Genomic DNA, 18,061 nt, shown 5'->3' with positions numbered 1-18,061 from the left:
TAACATATATATGAGAAGCAAAAGAATAAAATAAGAGTCTTCAGATTTATATAAATCTATCATAGTCTATCAGGTTTTATTATGTCAAAGGGGTGTCTTGTAGATGACTAGAAAAACTCATGCCGAGGTTGCTATAATAGGCGGTGGGATTGTTGGTTGCGCCATAGCTTACTATGTTGCAAAATCAGGAATCGATTGTGTGTTAATTGAAAAAGATGATATTGCAAGTGGTACTTCGTCACGTTGCGATGGGAACGTAACGATTGTAGATAAAGATCCAGGGTTTGATAGTTTAATGTCACTTAGAAGTCAGGAACTTACGGTTGATTTAAGCAAAGAACTAGATTTGGATTTTGAGTACCGTGCGCTCGGTAGCTTACTTGTATGCGAAAATGATAGAGAAATGCAAGCTGCGAAAGAATGGGTAGATATTCAAAACGCGGCTGGATTGGACTTCAAATTACTTGATCGTGCAGATTTAAAAGCAGAGTCTCCATATTTTGCGGACGATATCCCTGGAGGATTAGAGTGTAGTACAGATTCACTGATCAACCCATATATGTTCTGCTACTCATTAATTCAAAAAGCGAAGCAATTTGGATTACGTGTACAAACAAAGGCTGAAGTAACTTCAATTACCAAAAAAGAAGAATTTACAATTGAAACGACGAATGGCACATTTACTGCAAAAAAAGTAGTGAATGCGGCAGGCGTGTGGGCACCATTCATTGGGAAGATGTTAGATATAGATATTCCGATTATTCCAAGAAAAGGGCATATCATCGTTGGTGCAAGACAGAAACCAGTAATGATGCGAAATGTTATGGAATTTGGTTATTTAATGAATAAATTTGGTCGAGAACGAATTGTGGATCCGATTACTGAAAAACATGGTGTCGCATTAGTTTTAGAACCGACAGAAAGTCAAAACTTCCTTATTGGTTCAAGCCGTCAATTTGTTGGTTACGATGGTAGAATCGATATAAATGTGCTGAAAACACTGGCGAATCGTGCTTTACGTTTCTATCCAGAAATGGTGGATTTCACAATGATTCGTGCATATACAGGGTTCCGACCTTGGACTTCGGATCATTTACCAATTGTTTCAGAAGTGGAAGAAATTCCAGGATTCTTCATCGCAGCAGGTCATGAAGGGGATGGAATCAGTTTAGCAGCTGTCACGGGCAAGTTAATTGAAGAATTACTTCGTGGCGAAACCAATACAATTATTCCGACAGAACCTCTTCGATTTGACCGTTTTGCTAAGGTACCTGTATAAATACACTTAATGAAAAAATATCCTCCGCCGATATAGTTAAGGTGTGAGGATTTTTGTTGGATTCTAGTAGAATTTCGATAAAAACAAAATGACAGCAAACACATTTTATGATAGAATCGGGTGTCTAATCGAATAGTAAGGGGAGATTAAAGTGATTTTAGAGGGGAATTATAAAGTTCGAAATGAACTATTGCGAACAATACAACCATTAACTGACGAAGAGTTTAATAAAATTCCTGAAGATGGTGGATGGTCTCCAAAACAAATATTCGAACATCTTGAGCTAATGGAATCAATCGTTGCGAAAAACATTGCGAAGGAATTAAAAAATCCGAATAGCCCTAAGGCAATGAAGAAACCCATTATTGTTTCTACAAATCGCTTAATAAAAATAGAGGCCCCCTCTTATACTGCACCTTCGAATGACTATAAAACAATTGAAGAAATGAAGATTGCGCTCTACAATTCACGAATATTTTTGTTGGATATATATGAATTGAGTACAAAAGAAGTGTTTCGCGAAAAGTCTTTTAAACATCCAGTATTTGGAGACGTACCTCTGATTCAATGGTTTTCATTTGTCGGATTGCATGAGAAACGTCATTTAAAACAATTAAAAGAAACGATAGGAATAAACTAGTTGTTACAATGTAGTTTCTAGAATCAAAAAAATAATGTATAGTGGACTATTCAATAATACGGTTGACTGCTTGGCTCAATATTCCAAGCAGTTTTTTTGAGGTGTTTTTTAAGTATAAAAAGTAATTAAGTTCGTAGGGGCTAATCCAACTACTATTTTGTGGAAAGGTGATATAATCCTCTTAGCACTGATTGAATAGTCGTTATTTTGTAGAAAGTTTGAGGAAACCTCGTTATGGAAAATCAAAAAAGAGTACTAGCTATTTTGCTGATGAATTTATTTATTGCTTTTTTAGGAATTGGATTAGTTATTCCTGTATTACCGACACTTATGAATGAATTGAATATAAGCGGCTCTGTTGTAGGATATATGGTTGCTGCATTTGCGATTACGCAACTCATTTTTTCACCAATAGCGGGAAAATGGGTGGATCAATTCGGACGTAAAATAATGATCGTTATTGGTCTATTTATTTTTGGGTTTTCTGAATTTTTATTTGGATATGGAAAATCAATAGAAGTTCTTTTTATTTCAAGGATGCTTGGAGGCGTAAGTGCAGCATTTATTATGCCTGCGGTGACTGCATTTATTGCAGATATTACAACGACAACGAATCGTTCGAAAGCGCTTGGCTATATGTCAGCAGCGATTAGTACTGGATTCATTATTGGACCCGGAATAGGTGGGTTTTTAGCTGAAATAGGCACTCGGGTTCCATTTTATTCAGCAGGTGTGCTCGGTACAATCGCCGCAATTCTTTCCTTACTGTTTTTGACAGAACCAATTCGGGCTGCGGCGGAAATATCTCTACCAGGGCAACAAACAGGATTGAAACGTATATTTATTCCAAAGTATTTTATAGCTTTTATATTGATATTTGTACTTTCATTTGGTTTAGCGGCATTCGAGTCACTTTTCAGCTTATTCGTTGACCATAAATTTGGATTTACGCCTAAAGATATTGCCATTGTAATTACGGGTAGTGGGATTGTTGGAGCTGTTGCTCAGATCCTATTGTTTGATCGTTTAACGAAAATAATGGGGGAAATCAATTTAATCCGACTAAGTTTAGCGATTTCCACACTACTTGTATTGCTCATGACATTTGTTAGTTCCTATTTTTCAATATTATTAACGACATTCGTTCTATTTGTGGGCTTTGATTTAATTCGACCGGCGGTTACTTCCTATTTATCAAAAATTGCAGGAAACGAACAAGGATTTGTTGGAGGCATGAACTCTACATTCACAAGTCTTGGAAATATATTTGGTCCAATTATTGGCGGAATCTTATTTGATATCCATTTAGACTATCCGTATTATTTTGCAGCGATTGTTTTACTCATTGGTACGATTATCGCTCTATTCTGGAAGAAACCAAAGCATATCGTTATATAAGTCTCGTTGAATCGTTTTTATAAATGAAGAATAAGATATATTTATGCTTTAAGTCTTACTAGAAGCATAGAAGTTTGGTATTCTAACGAGGGGTGGAAAATCACCCTTTGTTAGAATTTTTACTTTTAATACGACTACATTTTAAGGATGCGATTGAATGGGAAATGAAAGTCTGGAAAAGCAATCAAATGCATTTATTAGTAATTTTACTAAAAAGGTTTTTCCAGGTTTACTTGTTTGTTTAGTTGTTACTCTTTTTGGTATCTATGCTGCAGAATTATTGGGAATCGCCATTGTTAAATTAGAACTGTTACCGGTAGGTAGCGCAAGCCCTGTATCTGGAATATTTGTTGCGATATTAATTGGAATACTTATTCGCAACACAATCGGATTACATACGATATTTTTAAAAGGTGTAGAGTTTTCTGTGAAATATGCTCTGCGTGCCGGTATTATATTATTAGGTCTTCGTCTCAGTCTCACAGAAGCACTTAAGCTTGGTGCGTGGGGACTTCCACTCATTGTGGCTTGCATAACTTGTGGTTTAGCAGTAACTCTCTACTTTACAAAGAAGATGGGCCAGTCAAAACGACTGGGTACACTAATTGCTTGCGGAACAGGGATTTGTGGAGTAACGGCAATTATGGCCGTATCCCCAGTAGTAAAAGCAAAGGACAATGAAATCTCTTATGCTGTTGCAAACATCACCATTTTTGGGCTAGTTGGAATGCTGTTTTATCCTTACTTAGCGAACACCTTCTTTGCGAACGATCCTATTAAAGCAGGTTTGTTTCTCGGAACTGCAATTCATGATACGGCGCAAGTTACTGGAGCAGCACTAATATACAGCCAGATGTTTGATATGGAAAAAGTTGTAGATGTTGCTACGGTCACAAAGTTAACTAGAAACTTATTTATTATTGCAGTTATACCTCTCGTGTCCTACTTCTTTTTTAAAGGTGCGAGTAAACTTGAGGATGGAACTGATTATAAATTACCTAAATGGTATAAACTTGTCCCTCTTTTTGTGATTGGTTTTTTACTACTAGCACTTATAAGGACAATTGGCGATTTAACTGTCGAAAACTCTGGAGAAGCATTCGGCTTTTTAAATCCTTCCAAATGGGCAGAATTTTATAATTCATGGAGCTCATTTGGATCGAAATATATGCTTGGTTTAGCAATGGCCGGCGTTGGTCTATCAACGAACTTTAAAATCTTTAAAGGTCTTGGCATAAAGCCTTTCTATATAGGGCTTATCGCTGCGGTCTCAGTTGGATTGGTAAGCTTGTTACTTGTCTCTCTTTTTGGTCATTTGATAGTTATTTAATTTACGTTTAATAAATAAATGTAAAATCTACTAAGTGTTAACTCTTAGTAGATTTTTCCATTCACATTAGGTAAAAACAGATGGAATGGTAAAGTGCTCAATAAACCTGTAATGCTTGTAATCAAACTGTAAAAAAGGTGCGAGAACCCTTTATAGGCAAGGCGTAATGCTATGGAAGACAACGTTCTGGTAACATTTCCCTCGAAGAAACTATACTTTACTATGTTACTCTTGATGAGCGCAAAGAGGTACGAATCAAAAACGCAGGAGGTAGCGAGTTCATTATGAAAAAACAGTTAGGTATAGCAACTTTAGTAATTTGTATAAGTTTAAGTTCTTTTGGAATGAATTATCCGAATCAAGCTCAGGTTTCTGCAGCGACAACAACACAAACAAATCAACAAGCTGTAGAATTAAAGGCTGAACAATTAATTGCAACTGCAAAAAGCTTGATTGGGAAGGCCACATACAGTAATACAGAGTACAAATCAACAGCTCCATACAAGTTTTCTTGTGCGACATTCTTAATGTATATATTTGAAAAAAACGGTGTGGATTTAGCGACATATAACGAGAACTATATGATGCAGCAAGGTACACATGTTGCAAAAGGGCAATGGCAAAAAGGAGATTTACTTTTCTTTAGAAGTAAAACGACCGGTACAGATCCAGATCATGTCGCGATGTACATTGGCGATAATAAAGTAATTCAAATGGCAGATCCAACACAGAAAATTGTCATTACCGATTTATCTAGCAAGGCTTATTATACGGATACGTATGTAACTGCACGACGAGTCTTGCCAAGTTTACTCTCTTCAAATCCAGCGACAAAAGGGGATAACATCGTTGAACTTTCGTATAGCCTAATGAATAAAGTGACGATGGGAAATAAGAATAACGAAAATACGTTGAACTTTACAGGTGCGGGTTTTGTCAATTATGTTTACAAACAAAACAGTGTAAATCTAGGAACAGTGGATATTAAGGAACAAATGAAAAAAGGCTCGACCGTTTCACAATCAAATTTAAGAAAAGGTGATTTACTTTTCTTTAGTAGTGCGAAAGGTTCACTGAATCCCAGTTTGGTAGCAATTTATGCAGGTGATCATCGAATTATTGTTCCGACTTCGGGTGGGATTCTTACAAGGGTTCTACTCGTTGATTATTATAAAGATCGGTTTATTACAGCAAAACGGGTTTATTCTGAACCCACTACACAGAATGTAGTTCCACCTGTAACGAATTCATCACAAGCCGATAAAACCGTGAATTTTGCTTCCAGCTTGATTGGAAAAGCTAAATTTGGCTATACGTATGATGAGAAATCATTAACATTTACAGGAGCTGGATTTACCTATTATATTTATAAAAATCAAGGAATTGATTTGAAATATAAATTAGCTAGCCGACAAGCCCAGATGGGTAAAGCTGTTCAAAAAGCTAGTTTACAAAAAGGCGACCTTATCTTTTTCTCTACCAATAATAAAGGGACTCAAATTACACAAACAGGAATTTATATTGGTGGGAACCAATTTATTTCATTGTCCACAGCTGGTCCTGTTGTACAAGAAAGTTTGAACACGGCTTGGGCGAAAAGCAATTATGTAACCGCACGCCGTGTATTCTAATAAATATAAGAGCATTCGATGACGTCAGTCATTGAATGCTTTTTTCGATAAAACTATATTTTCAAACTATCAGCAAATTGAATCATAGACCGACTTGACATGGGGCCTTTTATAAGAAGAATTGTATTTGTATCAAGGATTGGCTCTAATACCTTTTGAATGTCTTTGACTTCTTTGAACATATGAACAGTAGCTTTACTACCGTCATGAATGGCTTGCTTTGCTATATCTTCAGCTTTGCTACCAATTGTAATCAAAGTATGAATATTTCTGCTTGCAATAAGGGTGCCAATTTCTCGGTGATACTTCTTTTCAAAATTACCCAAGCGCTTAATGTCGCCTAGTATAAGAACAACCTTTTTTCCTTTTCCAATGGAATCTAAAACTTTTAGCGCAGCTTCTATTGAAGTAGGGTTATTCGTCCACGTATCATCGATGATGGTACTTCCATTTAACCCACTAGAAAACTCCAAGTGTCTTTTCATATTTTTGTAAGTGGACAAACGAGAAATCGCGTATTTTAAATCGACGCCCATCTCATTTACAGCTGCCAAAGCAGCAAGTGCGTTATACACTTGGTGTTCACCGTAACCGGCTATAAAAACCTCATAGGTCTTATTTGCAAGGTGAAGACGAAAGTGCATTCCATGATTTACAAATTCAATTAGGGATGCTCTAAAATCAGTCTGTGGACTCACTCCAAAATAGACACATTTTCCATTGAAAGACTCTAAAGGAATCTTTTTGGTATTTTCATCGTCCGCATTTAAAATTAATGTTCCGTCCTTTTTAACGCCTTCTACAATTTCTGCTTTTGCTCGTATATACCCTTCAAGGTCTTGACATCCATCGAGATGATGCACACCAATTGTGGTTATGATTCCAATTGTTGGTTGATAAATCATACATTGGTGCTTAATGTTTCCTGTATTTCCTAGTCCGTGTTCAAAAACAGCTACATCTGTATTTTCGTCAATTCCAACCAAATAGGGAAGTGATCTTCGCGGCTCATTCTGACTACTTATCGATGCCTGGACATTATAATCTTTTCTTAAAATATGGGCGATCATATCTTTCGTTGTCGTTTTCCCACATGTTCCGGTTATTGTGACGACTGGTATTGAAAATAGGTCGCGATAATACGTCATAAATTTCCAGTAAGACTGAATTAAGCTTTCCACTTTTAATACCGTCGTGTTTGAAAGTGCTTTTTTTAGTTCCGCAGAAGGTTTATCTGAAATTACAAGGGAAGGACCTTTGGCATTAATTTCATTCCAATTAACGGTATCATTTCTGTTAACAAATAAAAGCGTGTGTGTCTTCGTTAAATCATGCCTTTTATAATAAATTGCATCCGTAACTTTCCAGTTTTCCGAACCGCATATCAATTTGCCTTTAAGTAAGATCCTTATATCTTTTATTAATAATGGTTTCAATATATTTCCTCCTTTCTGCTACAATGACATTTTCCTAGCATCCAAAATATCCTTATAAAACTTCTTATCTTCCAATTGGTTAAACATGGAGACACTAGGCACATAGTTTCCTTCGATAATCCAGATTTGACCATCATGAGTAACTCCAATGTCAAAGCCTATTATTGTAAGCATAAATTGGGATAATTCAAGATGTTGAGCGGCAGTAATACTTAACTTATCTATTTTTTGTTCAAGCCGTTTGTACTTACTATGGTAAAGAGAAGAATTTCTTATCGCATCTTCAAGTAGTAGTAGTTTCTGAGCAGCATTCGTAATAATGAAATTATTAGCTGCAATTCTTACTAGCTTACCGGTAACCTTCCAAGTTGAATTGATTTTTTGTGTAATGACCCTTACGTCCATTGGGCATTGATTAATTGTCGCCAATTGGATTTTTTGTTGAACAAGGTAGTACTTATCTAAAAGGTAGTGTTCATTAATAAATTGAAAAGTTTCTTCAGAACCTACTATTTTAATGCTTCTAATACCAAAATGTATTTTAAAAGTATTTGATTTAAGTTGAGATATTTGTATGATTCCATTACCTTGTTGACCAATACAAGGCTTTAATATTACTTCATTGTATTGGCTAAGAAAATGGTCCATCGTTTCTTTGGTAAGTAGCTCGGTGTGAGGAATGAACGGTCTAAGCGAACGTTTCCTAAGTAGTGTTTGGTATTGTGACCACTTACTTGTTGATCCATGCAAAATCGTATCCTGAATCCAAAGCGCTCCATTCAAACTATTTACAATTTCAATTACAATTGTCTGGCATAAAGGATATGCAATTCCAAGTTTTTCTGCAGCTAGGATGGAAGCTTTGATTATTTTAGAATTAATAATCAATGAGACAAAGCATCCTATCCCTTTCTGATTTGTTATTTTAGATACTACCTGCCACTTGTCAATTGGTGACTTTCGATGAACAGTAAGTAAGTGCATAAAAGGGCATCGTGAAGTAGTTTTAACTTCTTGAACAATCTGGTACTTCTGCTTCACTTCAAAATCTAATAGGTGTCTAAAAGCTTCTTGTTTGTTATTGAAAGTGATGGAATTAGAAATCGACTTGATGGTAATCTCGTCATTATTTACAGATACACAAATTTCACCAGGGCCAAAAGCTGGTTTAATGACAATCACTTTATACTTTTCGATAAAATGAAAGAATGATGCTTCTGAAAATAATGCTTTTTCAACTAAATAGTTTGAAACTTCTTTATCTGATTTTAAGAGTTCATATTGGTTGAATCGACCTCTGCTAAATCTCATGCTTCCACCTTCCTTAAGTGGTAGAAAAACCCTTGGCTTTTTAGCCAAGAGTTTTTAGGACTGTTACAATTCTTGACAGCCCAATGCACTAATCGAACCTTGCGGTACAGGTGCCGCGCCGTTTTGATCGAAGAAACCTGAAATTACGAAACTTAACACATTATCGAAGTTTGCCATTGCATTCAAATCTTTAAAGACTGCTTCAAAGGCATACGATACTCCGTTAACTTTTCCAGTCCCTTTAACAGTTACTAAACAGTTCTCGCCCTCCTTCTTACAGACAACAGATGTGATTGCATCTGCGGTAAATAAAAAGCTGTGCTTTCCGTAATATTTGGTATCTTCAAATTCTAATGAGAGTGTAGCTGCTTCAAGTGTTGTGATGCAGACAGAGGCTAAATAAGTTAAGTTACCTTTTACAGTCCCTCTCTTACCGTGAAATATAACATTGTTATTTTCCGAACAAGCATTTACAGTTACTCCACATGGACATACATTACCCATTTTTATCACCCCCTTTCAAGCAGACTATCTTACTATATTAAAGACATTTGTAATGTGGAGCGGTGTTTGTCCATGTTAAGAAAAGTTAATCCTTTTTTCGGAGCCTAGCAGCTAATTCGATAATGGGTTTGCTATACATATCTCCTTTAATAAGTATAATTGTATTTTCATCGGCGATTTGATATATCAATTCATAGCTTAGGATATTATTGTTAAAAGCATGAACTTGTGTTCTTGGACATTTATTTATTGCTTGGTTCGCAATTATATGTGCATGCATACCAATAGTAATCAGCACATCTACTCCAATTTCACAGATAAGATCACCGGCTTCTTTATGAATAATATTTCCCCAAGATCCTAAATCAGTTATAGTTCCTATAATTGCTACTCTTTTTTTTCCACTAGAAATATCGTTTAGTACATTTAAGGCAGCTTCCAATGAAGTTGTTGTAATACTCCATGTATCATCGATAAGAGTACTGCCATTTATTCCTTCGAAAACTTGAAGTTGCTTATTGTATCTAGGGTATGTTTTCAGTCGATCCCCTGCATCTTCAATAGAAACTCCAATTTCATGGGCCGCAGCCAATGCAGCCAGTGCATTATAAACTTGGTGCTCTCCAAATCCCGGTACGAACATTGGATATTTTTTTTGCTTGTGGTTTAAGTTAAACTGCATTCCGTCCTTATAATAGGTAATTTCACTTGCCTTATAGTGACATGATGAATTTTTTCCTACTGTAATTAATCGACCCCGATACCTTTTTAAATCTATCTTTTTACTATTTTTATCTTCGGCATTAATAATAAGTACGCCTGTGTGATTAAGGGCATCCATCATTTCGCCTTTGGCATGAATATAAGACTCAAGCGTCGTACAATAATTTAAATGATGTGCACCTATATTTGTAATAATTCCTATTGTCGGTTTGAATATATTTCCCGCTTTTTGTACGTCTCCAGGTGCCCCTACAGCCGTTTCAAAAACGGCCACTTCTGTGTCATCATCTATGCCGAGAAGGTAGTGTAAGTGAGCAGTTCGAGAATTACTTGTGCTGTTTGTCGCTGTAACTTTTTTATCTGCGGCAAGAATATGTCTAATCATTTCTTTTGTAGTTGTTTTTCCAGACGTCCCCGTAATTGCAACGACAGGAAGTTCAAATAAATTACGGTAATAATCAATAAACTGTAAATACGCGACTTGTGTATTCTTTACTTTAATGATAATTAAATTGTTGATTTGATTCGGATGGTTTGTCTCCTGATCTGTCACAAGAATGATCGGAAAAAATTCCATTAAACCTTTCAAACTAACAATCCTTTTCCTAGAAAAAAGAACTGTGTTTGGCTTTTTTACTTGCTTAATTCGGTAAGCGCCGTGCTTTACAATCACATCATCAGACCCTTGAATTAATTCTCCATTAATAGCGATTCTTAGTTGCATAACTGTGAGTGGTTTCATTGCTACTTTTTCACTCCTTTCTCGTTACTCATCATATGTCTAAATACCGTCCGTGCTTGTACGTGTTACCTGATGAAAATTGATTTACTTTATATGGGGTACGTAACTATAGAAGGGACGGTTTGTTTCATACATATAGAAAGAGTTGTCTAATTCAAAGTATTTGAAAGGGTGAATTATTTGAGGTCAATTGTTTTTATAGGAACAAATAAATCAGGTTCAAGTAGAGAAGCTATTAAAGCAGCTGAAAAAATGGGTTATTTCACAGTCGTTTTTACGAATAATGAAAAGCAATTGATTCAACGGGAAGCATATAAGGATGTACATGAAATGATTTTGATTGGCTTCGAATCACTTGCTAGATTGAAAAAAGAAATAGATACGCTTCAATTGAAAGGCAGGGAAATCAAGGCTATCGTGAGCTTTATTGATTCCAATGTTCATTTGGCGTCGATTCTTTCTGATATATACTGTCAAAATAAGACCTCTTCTAGCTCTATCAAAATAATGGAAGATAAAGCTGAAACAAGGACTTTCCTTGAAGAGCAACCGTATACACCAAAATTTATAGTGATTACACCTAAAGAAAGTGAGGCAGTAAATTTATCGGATAGCGGTCTCTTGTATCCAGTAATGGTCAAGTCTTCAATTTCCACGGGTTCCAAAGATGTTCTTCTCGCAAAAGGAAAAAAACAACTAAATAAATGCATCAAGAGAATAAGTAAGCGAAACCCCACTGATTCCATTATTGTCGAGGAATATATTGAAGGAGAGCAGTATCTTGTAGAGGCTCTTATCCATGACAATACAATTCAAATCGCAGGAATTATAAAACAAGAGATCACACAGGGAAAACGATTTATTATTACTGGGTATGCGGTACTTGCAACCGTTCCAAATGAGATAAGAGATGGGATTGAACAAGTATTAAATTCAATTGTCAAACAGTTTGGAATTGAAAACGGTGCACTTCACTTGGAGCTACGTCTTTGTAATAGCGGGTGGAAGTTAATTGAAATTAATCCCAGAATCTCCGGTGGTGCAATGAATAAAATGATTGAAGCTGCTTTTGGTTTTAACTTAGTAGAAGAGACCCTAAAATTATACATAGGGGAAACTCCTTCACTAAAACAACAACATAAGAATTATGTGTTTACACAGTATGTAATTGTTTCAAAACAGGGAATTCTTGAAAAAGTGACGGGGAAGGCTAGAGCTAGAAAGTCTCCCGGAGTTGTCGAAGTATACGTGAAACCTCGGAAAGGAACAAAGTTGATTCCACCGCTATCTATGGGGCATCGATACGCATACGTAATCGCGACAGGAGACAGTTTGGACGAAGCTAAACAGAACGCCAAAAATGCAGCTAAAGAAATTGAATTTCATCTGACAGAAGACTAATCGAACCTTGTAAAACACAAAGGACACCGCTATTTTATTCCGGCGGTGTCCTTTGTGTTTTAGCAAGTTAACTGAATGAGTCGTCAATAAACTTGACGGTATCAAACATATTTGTTTTACTGGCACCTTTGACCAGGATTGTGTCATCTTTTTGGATCATTTTCGCTAACAAATCATGTAATTTCTCGCGGTTGGTAAAGTGGTAACTATTTTCCGGTGAAAATCCCTTTAGCTTTGCTTGATCGCCAATTTCTTCTGTTCGAAAACCATAGGTGATTAATACATCCACTTCCTGCTCACAAACATAGTCGCCAACTTTCCGATATTCTTCTTCTCTTAATTCACCCAACTCTCTCATTTGACCAATAATGGCTATTTTTCGGTGCTTACCAATGGAACACAGAACGTCAATAGCAGCTTTTACTCCTTGCGGGTGTGAGTGTACCGTATCGTCAATGAGTGTAATATTATCTTGGCAATTATAGATGGTCATCCTTCTTGGTGGCTTCTTAAAAAGCAGTCCTAATTTTATCTCAAGTGGAGTAAATCCTAAGTAATCAGCAATTGCAATTGCATTGAGTGCATTGTAGACATGATGCTCCCCTAAGATAGGTATGAAAAGCGAAATCTCTTGGCCCTTTAATTTCATTTTAAAATTCATGCCATTGTCTCCGTACGTTACCGCGTAGGCTTTGTAGTCAGCTGAAGATAGTATACCTGTTGTAACTATTTGGCCTTTGAATCGACTAGTTTCAAGAAACTTGGAATTAGGGTCATCTTTGTTAATAACAAGAATTCCTTTTTGATCCATTCCATGGATTAATTCAGATTTGGCTTTGGCAACTTTTTTAATGTCCCCGTCGAAGTTTCCGACATGCGCAAGTCCTACATTTGTCACAATGCTTATATTCGGCTTAATAATGCTGCAATGGTCAGTAATTACACCGGGGTAAGCCATTCCATACTCCAATACAACCGCCTTGTGAGATTCATTGATTTCGGCTTCATGTTTTATTGTATGTTCTGTTGTATTCCAGTAATCCTTCGATTCAAATATATTCCACTTCTTGGAAAGAATGGATGCAAGGAATGCTTTAGAAGTTGTTTTACCCGCACTACCGGTTATCGCGATAATTGGAACATCCTCTTTTTGAGTGATGTATTTTTTCTTTGTTTCCCTTATTTTATCCTTAATTTCTTGTTGATGAGTTGCTAAATACATGGCATATTTAATCGAGTTGATCACAACATCCAATTCCAAATAAAATGCAGGTGGACATCCAGGTCGCCAATTTACTTCATAAATCCAAAGTTTATGGTTTTCGTCTAGTCCTATATCTACTCCAATTTCATCTATAACCTCTCCAAATTGAACCATTTGAAGTTCGTCTAAATGATTGGCTAGGGCTAAAGAAAAGAATTCCAACGTCCGCCTTATATTGATGGCATCTTCTTTAAATTCCTGTTGTAAAAAAGGGTCTAAATAATTGGTGAAACCTCCATTGTTAATGTTGGGAATAATTGAATTTTTAGGAGCAACACGTGGATAAATGGTTGTGATAACCCAGTTACCTTCTCCATTTTTTTGTATGTGGAGCCTGAAATCAAACACTTGCCCCGATTTCGTAATGGATTGGATATAAGGTTGAACAATAAATTTTCCGGTTGAAAGAGTTGAACTTATCAATGAGGTCAGTTGTTCTTTTGTGTACGTTAATGTTGTTGAATTCTTAGCGACTCGAAAACCATCTGCAATTTTTGATATGAAATAAATGCCTTGCCCTTTCCTTCCATCCATTGGCTTAAATACAACACGTTTAAACGCATTTATAAACTTGAAAAAGTTGTCGGTATTTCTTACAACCTCAGTTGGTATTAAATAGTTTGAGAATTCCTTTGCCTCTTTTAATCGTTCGGTAACGTTCCACTTGTTACCAATGGAGTGAGTAGTAAAAGGGATTACCTTTTGTAATTTACCAATAATCTCTTTTGATTTTGCCAATTTTTCTGGGCTTCCTGCATTATAAATGACGTCTGGAAAGGGCATGACTCTGCTTTTCCATTCACCACTTTCATAAACTTGTCCGCGGATTGAACGATTGACGAAATTTACTTCTCCTGGGGAAAAATAAAAGAAGTCGGCTCCTTCTGCTTTGGCGACGACTGCATAGGCGTAAGACTTAATAACGGTCTTAGGGTCTTTTCGATGATGTAACATTCCGATTACTGTCATAAAACTATCTCCTTTTAACTTTTCTGCAACTCTTATCTAGTACATTCAAATACAATCAAAGTTGTAAGGACAATCGTTCAGGTTTTGGAGGATTATTTCATAATGGAATACTTAATTAGAAAACACCACAACCGTTAAAGTTGCGATGATTGAAGAAGGTAAGGACAATAGTAAGAGTTGCCTACCATTTCGGTTCAATGATGGGAAGTGGACGATTAACAAGTTCTGGAGGGAGTGGATTAATAGCGCAGAAGCAATTTAAGTTTACGATGATACACCCCTTGGTTTTCCGAAGAGTGTAAATATCATCGCAGAAGTCCGCGGGGTTTCCTTCGATATCTAGTGCTTCGAGTAGTGAAAGTTGGGCACAGCAAGTATTGCCAAGTATACTTTCTAACCGAAAATAGGTAGTTTCAATACATTTATAACGTGCAACAAAAGGGTCAGTACATTTGTTGTTAAAAATCATAAAGGGAATCGTATCCATTTTTTTAGCATGGCATATAAACTGAAAATCGACGTCTTTCCAAGATAATAGTTCTTGTTCTTCTTGCAATCTTTTCATCGATTGGCAAATGCAACGATTATTTTCCATTCTGAATTGCCCCCTCCTTCCTAAAAAAAATCGATTAACATTTACTTTAGTGTATGAAATATGAAAGAAAAGGCGTGGGTTTTATCTGTTAGTAAATACAACTTTAAGTACTCAATACTTTTGCTTCCCGCTAATTGGGAGGGAGAATCAAAACTGAAGAATTCCTTGAAAAAACAAAAGTTTTCTGTTGCATTAAAATACAACCAGAGTTATAATTATAAAATATTTAGTACTGTAGGAGGAAATATAAATGACGAAAAAAAATGTAATTATTATCGGTGCAGCCGGAAGAGACTTTCATAATTTCAATACATATTACCGAGGAAACGAAGCCTATAACGTAGTTGCTTTTACAGCAGCACAAATACCTGATATTGATGGTCGTAGATATCCTAAAGAATTGGCGGGTGAACTATATCCAGAGGGAATACCTATTTATTCACAAGATCAATTGGCAGAGCTAATTCAAGAGTTACAAGTAGATGAATGTATTTTCGCATATAGCGATATAGGGTATGAGGCTGTAATGGGTATTGGAGCACTTGTAAATGCAGCGGGTGCTAATTTCACATTGCTAGGTCCGAAAAGTACGATGATTAAAAGTAATAAGCCGGTTATCTCCGTTTGCGCAGTTCGTACTGGAACGGGTAAAAGTCAGACATCAAGAAAAGTAATCGAAACGTTACTGGAGCATGATTTAAAGGTCGTAGCTGTTCGTCATCCAATGCCTTACGGTGATTTGAATGCACAGCGTGTTCAACGTTTTGCAACTGTCGAAGATTTGAAGAAACATAATTGTACGATTGAAGAAATGGAAGAGTATGAGCCACATGTAACGCGTGGAAACATTATTTATGCAGGTGTTGACTATGCAGATATATTAGCTGCAGCTGAGAATGACCCTGATGGCTGTGACGTAATTCTTTGGGACGGCGGAAATAACGACTTCTCTTTCTATGAGCCAGATTTAGCGATAAATGTCTTGGACCCACATCGTCCTGGTCACGAATTGAAATACTATCCAGGTGAGGTTTGCTTACGTACAGCCGATATAAACATTATCAATAAAATCGATAGTGCGCCTCAAGAGTCGATTCAAATTGTAGAAAATAACATCAAACGTGTGAGTCCTGATAGTGTGATTATTAAAGCGGACTCTAAAATTACAGTAGATAACCCAGAACTAATTAAAGGTAAACGTGTCTTAGTCGTTGAAGATGGACCGACCTTAACTCATGGAGAGATGAAAATAGGTGCGGGAACTGTTGCGGCAGAACGTTTGGGTGCATCGGAACTTGTAGATGCTCGTCCATTTGCGGTTGGATCCTTAATAGATACATTTAAAAAATATAGCCACGTTACAAATGTTCTTCCAGCAATGGGCTACGGTGAAGACCAGTTGAAAGACCTTGAAGATACAATCAATCAGACAGATTGTGATGCTGTTATCATCGGAACACCAATGGATTTAACTCGTATTATTTCTATCAATAAGCCGACGACACGTGTTCACTATGAGCTAGACGAAATCGGTTCACCGAATTTAAATTCAATCTTGAAAGACTTCATCCAAAAACATAATCTCGTCTAAGCGATGAGGAAAGCCAGCTGCTTGTACAATGAAAAAATTGTACAAGCAGCTTTTTTTGATTTTTTGTACGAATAAAATGAAGATAAAAAATCGTACTTACTCAAATTTCTTAGTACCGAATACTTGAAGTTTAAAGTGAAACTGTTTAACATTAAACTAATTAAGAGATAAACAATAATACATTTAAAAAGGAGTTTTTTTTATGGGACGTTTAGAAAATAAGGTAGTACTTGTTACAGGGGGAGCATCAGGAATGGGAGCAAATATGGTAGAACTATTTGCATCAGAAGGTGCTAAAGTAATTGCAACGGATATTAACGAGGTTGGCTTACAAGCTGTATTGAAGCCAAATCAGGTATATGGAAAAGTTTTGGATGTATCTTCTGATGAGGCATGGGAAAAAGTTGCTGCTGAAATTTATGAAGAATTTGGTCGTATTGATATTCTTATTAACAATGCAGGTGTCTCTTCTGAGAAGCGTGCAGCAGACACAACTCTTGAAGATTGGCAGTTTATGTTAACGATTAACGGATTCGGTCCATTTCTTGGGATGAAACATGTTATTCCTTATATGGTGAAAGAGGGCAAAGGATCTGTTGTTAATATTTCTTCATTCACGGCACAAATCGGAATGGGTTTTAACACGTATACTGCATCTAAAGGCGCTGTACGTGCGATGTCTAAAGCAGCTGCAACAGAGTATGGTCGCTCAGGTGTTAGGGTCAACACTGTTTTCCCTGGAATTATTGAGACGCCAATGTCAGCTAAATTAAGTGAAACAAAAGCGCTAGTCGATCGTATGGTACAAATGACGCCACTACAACGACTTGGTCAACCAGAAGATGTTGCGAATGCAGTACTTTACTTAGCTTCTGATGAAGCTTCATTCATAACAGGTGCAGAACTTGTTATCGATGGTGGCTATTCAGCACAATAATATATGGAAAGTCCATACCGGGTCATACTTAGGCCACTGAAAAACTTACGTTTTTTAATTTATAATGGTTTCGAAAATCAAAAAGGAGTCAATTCGTTCGATTTTGAACGAATTGACTCCTTTTCCTTTGATTGTTCTTACTCATCTTCCTTCATTTTCGATTAAATCGAAAAATGAAGCGCTATTTAGCGTCTGGGATTCTAGTTTACAGTACATTCCGTTGATTGGAGTGCAGAGCGGCGACTCCAGCGGGATGAAGCGGGACAGGTGAGACCCAGCAGGGAGCGATAGCGATCCGATGCGGCTCACC

General features: G+C 36.6%; 14 protein-coding genes. 8 read left to right on the top strand and 6 right to left on the bottom strand.

The genetic code is table 11. The features are described 5' to 3' along the window. Window positions 1–103: 103 nt before the first annotated feature. The 5 genes from ACXYMX_RS09710 to ACXYMX_RS09690 all read left to right on the top strand — a co-directional run bounded on the left by ACXYMX_RS09710 (window position 104) and on the right by ACXYMX_RS09690 (window position 6,278). Window positions 104–1,279, top strand: coding sequence for an NAD(P)/FAD-dependent oxidoreductase (locus tag ACXYMX_RS09710; RefSeq protein ID WP_459044055.1), 1,176 nt, complete (start codon window positions 104–106; stop codon window positions 1,277–1,279). A gap of 151 nt (window positions 1,280–1,430) precedes the next feature. Then, entirely contained in the window at window positions 1,431–1,919 is a 489-nt protein-coding gene (locus tag ACXYMX_RS09705; RefSeq protein WP_459044054.1) for a DinB family protein, read from the top strand. A 234-nt stretch (window positions 1,920–2,153) separates the two neighbouring features. Then, entirely contained in the window at window positions 2,154–3,317 is a 1,164-nt protein-coding gene (norA, locus tag ACXYMX_RS09700) for a multidrug efflux MFS transporter NorA (protein ID WP_459044053.1), read from the top strand. A gap of 157 nt (window positions 3,318–3,474) precedes the next feature. Then, on the top strand, window positions 3,475–4,647 hold the full coding sequence (locus tag ACXYMX_RS09695; protein WP_459044052.1) for a YeiH family protein: 1,173 nt from the start codon (window positions 3,475–3,477) through the stop codon (window positions 4,645–4,647). Between the two features lie 284 nt (window positions 4,648–4,931). After that, window positions 4,932–6,278, top strand: a complete 1,347-nt coding sequence (locus ACXYMX_RS09690) for a C40 family peptidase (RefSeq protein ID WP_459044051.1) — start codon at window positions 4,932–4,934, stop codon at window positions 6,276–6,278. Between the two features lie 53 nt (window positions 6,279–6,331). On the opposite strand, the gene ACXYMX_RS09685 is transcribed toward ACXYMX_RS09690, so the two are convergent. The 4 genes from ACXYMX_RS09685 to ACXYMX_RS09670 form a co-directional block, all read right to left on the bottom strand. Beyond that, window positions 6,332–7,714 carry a Mur ligase family protein gene (locus ACXYMX_RS09685; RefSeq protein WP_459044050.1) on the bottom strand — a complete coding sequence of 461 codons (1,383 nt, stop codon included), beginning with the start codon at window positions 7,712–7,714 and terminating at the stop codon, window positions 6,332–6,334. A gap of 18 nt (window positions 7,715–7,732) precedes the next feature. Then, window positions 7,733–9,025, bottom strand: coding sequence for a YheC/YheD family protein (locus ACXYMX_RS09680; RefSeq protein ID WP_459044049.1), 1,293 nt, complete (start codon window positions 9,023–9,025; stop codon window positions 7,733–7,735). 63 nt (window positions 9,026–9,088) lie between these two features. Next, entirely contained in the window at window positions 9,089–9,529 is a 441-nt protein-coding gene (locus ACXYMX_RS09675) for a hypothetical protein (RefSeq protein WP_459044048.1), read from the bottom strand. A gap of 85 nt (window positions 9,530–9,614) precedes the next feature. Further along, entirely contained in the window at window positions 9,615–10,994 is a 1,380-nt protein-coding gene (locus ACXYMX_RS09670) for a Mur ligase family protein (protein WP_459044047.1), read from the bottom strand. 171 nt (window positions 10,995–11,165) lie between these two features. On the opposite strand from ACXYMX_RS09670, the gene ACXYMX_RS09665 reads away from it, so the two are divergent. Next, entirely contained in the window at window positions 11,166–12,395 is a 1,230-nt protein-coding gene (locus ACXYMX_RS09665) for an ATP-grasp domain-containing protein (protein WP_459044046.1), read from the top strand. A gap of 67 nt (window positions 12,396–12,462) precedes the next feature. Here ACXYMX_RS09665 and ACXYMX_RS09660 read toward each other — a convergent pair whose 3' ends face one another. Continuing rightward, window positions 12,463–14,628 carry a YheC/YheD family protein gene (locus ACXYMX_RS09660; protein ID WP_459044045.1) on the bottom strand — a complete coding sequence of 722 codons (2,166 nt, stop codon included), beginning with the start codon at window positions 14,626–14,628 and terminating at the stop codon, window positions 12,463–12,465. A 181-nt stretch (window positions 14,629–14,809) separates the two neighbouring features. Next, window positions 14,810–15,223: a CotY/CotZ family spore coat protein gene (locus ACXYMX_RS09655; protein ID WP_459044044.1), complete on the bottom strand. Its 414-nt coding sequence runs from the start codon at window positions 15,221–15,223 to the stop codon at window positions 14,810–14,812. Between the two features lie 250 nt (window positions 15,224–15,473). Between ACXYMX_RS09655 and ACXYMX_RS09650 the strand changes: the two genes are divergently transcribed. Together ACXYMX_RS09650 and ACXYMX_RS09645 are read left to right on the top strand one after the other, a co-directional pair. Further along, a complete protein-coding gene (locus ACXYMX_RS09650) occupies window positions 15,474–16,814 on the top strand; it encodes a cyclic 2,3-diphosphoglycerate synthase (RefSeq protein WP_459044043.1) in 1,341 nt (446 codons plus the stop codon). Window positions 16,815–17,016: 202 nt separating this feature from the next. After that, entirely contained in the window at window positions 17,017–17,751 is a 735-nt protein-coding gene (locus tag ACXYMX_RS09645) for an SDR family NAD(P)-dependent oxidoreductase (RefSeq protein WP_459044042.1), read from the top strand. The last annotated feature ends 310 nt before the right edge of the window (window positions 17,752–18,061 follow it).

The sequence above is a fragment of the Sporosarcina sp. CAU 1771 genome, assembly GCF_054482775.1.
Note: the sequence above shows the minus strand (reverse complement) of the source record. Positions and strands in the feature narration are given on the sequence as shown.